This window comes from Scopulibacillus darangshiensis, from assembly GCF_004341035.1.
GTDB lineage: Bacteria > Bacillota > Bacilli > Bacillales > Sporolactobacillaceae > Scopulibacillus > Scopulibacillus darangshiensis.
The window spans coordinates 1-1,894 of record NZ_SLXK01000084.1 but is presented as its reverse complement, the minus strand read 5'-3'; the positions used below and the strand labels follow the sequence as shown (position 1 = coordinate 1,894).

The window sequence follows — 1,894 nt, the reverse complement described above, 5'->3', positions numbered from 1 at the left end:
CATTGATGTTTCCGGGATTTTTTAATTTTATTTTTTGTCATATTTATGTGGACCAATATAGGGAATTAAGATAAAATATTTATAGATAAAGGGTTAGGGGTTGTACGGATGCATTTAAAAAAGGTGAAAAATAAAAAGACCGGCCGAACTTATTTATCAATTGTACATAGCTACCGTGACAAAGTTAGTAAAAAATCCAGAGCCAAGACAATTGAGTCTCTTGGCTATCTTGATGAATTAGAGAAAAAATACGACGATCCAATTGCCTATTTTGAAGAAAAAGTCAAAGAAATGAATAAAGAGCAGGAATCAGAAAAATATGCCATGGTGTTTCGCGTCGGCAGTGAAGAGCGGATTCAAAAGGATACGGCAAACCGCAAAAATTTGGGATATGCCGCACTGAGCAAGATCTATCATGACCTTGGCATACACACCTTTTTGATCAACCGCCAACGCCATACCAAGAACGATTATGATGCCAACGTCATCATGAAACTGCTTGTTTTCGCGCGCCTGCTTTATCCGGGATCCAAAAAGAAAACCTTTCAAAACAGGGAGATGTTTTTTGAGAAGACGGACTTCTCCCTGGATGATCTCTATCGTTGTCTTGCTTTTTTCAATAAGCATAAGGATGCACTCCAGCTGTGGATGCATGAACGAATTAAGGAACAGCACGGCCGCAATACCAGCCTGGTTTACTATGATGTGACAAATTATTATTTTGAAATCGATGAACAGGATGACTTGAGAAGAAAAGGGGTTTCCAAAGAACACCGCCCCGATCCCATCGTGCAAATGGGGTTGTTCATGGATACAGATGGCATTCCCATTACTTACGGACTTTATGCCGGAAACACACTGGATAAGCAAACCCTAATCCCGATGCTCGGCAGGATACAACACAATTTTTCACTGGGGAAAATCATCGTTGTCGCAGACAAAGGAATGACCACGGGGGACAACATCTGGTATACCCTCTCTGCGAAAAACGGCTATATTCTTAGTTATTCGATTCGCGGCGCCAACCGAAAATTCAAAGACTATGTCCTAGACCAGAACGGTTACCGCTCTATCGGTGAGGATTTCAAAATCAAATCAAGGCTCTATCCAAGAGAAATTACGGTTACCGCCAAAAGCGGCAAAAAAATCAAGAAGACGGTAGATGAAAAACAAGTGATTTTTTACAGCCGAAAGTACGCTTTAAAAGCCCAAGCAGACCGGGCTGCAGCACTGGAAAAAGCAAGGGATCTCGTTGGCAATCCTTCCAAATACAACAGAGCAACATCGGTCGGTGCGGCCAAATATGTAAAAAATCTGACCTTCGATAAGAAAACGGGTGAGATACTTGATAGCGCCAAACAGTCTTTGTTTTTTGATGAGGAAAAGTTGAAAAAGGAAGAGGAATTGGATGGCTATTACGCCATTATGACGAGTGAATATCAGGAAACGGATGACCGGATTATCGAACTGTACAGAGGCCTCTGGAAAATAGAGGAATCCTTTAAAGTGACGAAAAGCGACTTGGAAAGCAGACCGGTCTATCTGTCCCGGCAAGAGCATATTGAGGCCCACTTCCTTACCTGTTTTGTGTCCCTTGTCATTGTAAGGATTCTGGAACGTGGGTTGAAAGGAAAGTATTCGGTTACAGCCATACTAGATAGTCTCAAAAAGGCTTCATGTAGCCACATACAAGAAAACTATTACCTGTTTGATTTTTATGATGAGGTGCTTTCCGATATCAAGGAAGAATTAGGGGTCGATCTCGGGAAGAAATACATGACACTCGGAGAAATAAAAAAAATTTTAGGAGCAACGAAAAAAGGGTGATTTACCCTACAACTTTCTGACAAACTAAAACAGCCATGAAGCCGGCAATCATGCGGGTTCCAGGCTG

General features: G+C 41.7%; 1 protein-coding gene. It reads left to right on the top strand.

The window, feature by feature from the left end; translation table 11 throughout:
- The first annotated feature begins 108 nt into the window (after positions 1–108).
- Positions 109–1,827, top strand: a complete 1,719-nt coding sequence (locus tag EV207_RS22780; protein WP_132748744.1) for an IS1634 family transposase — start codon at positions 109–111, stop codon at positions 1,825–1,827.
- The last annotated feature ends 67 nt before the right edge of the window (positions 1,828–1,894 follow it).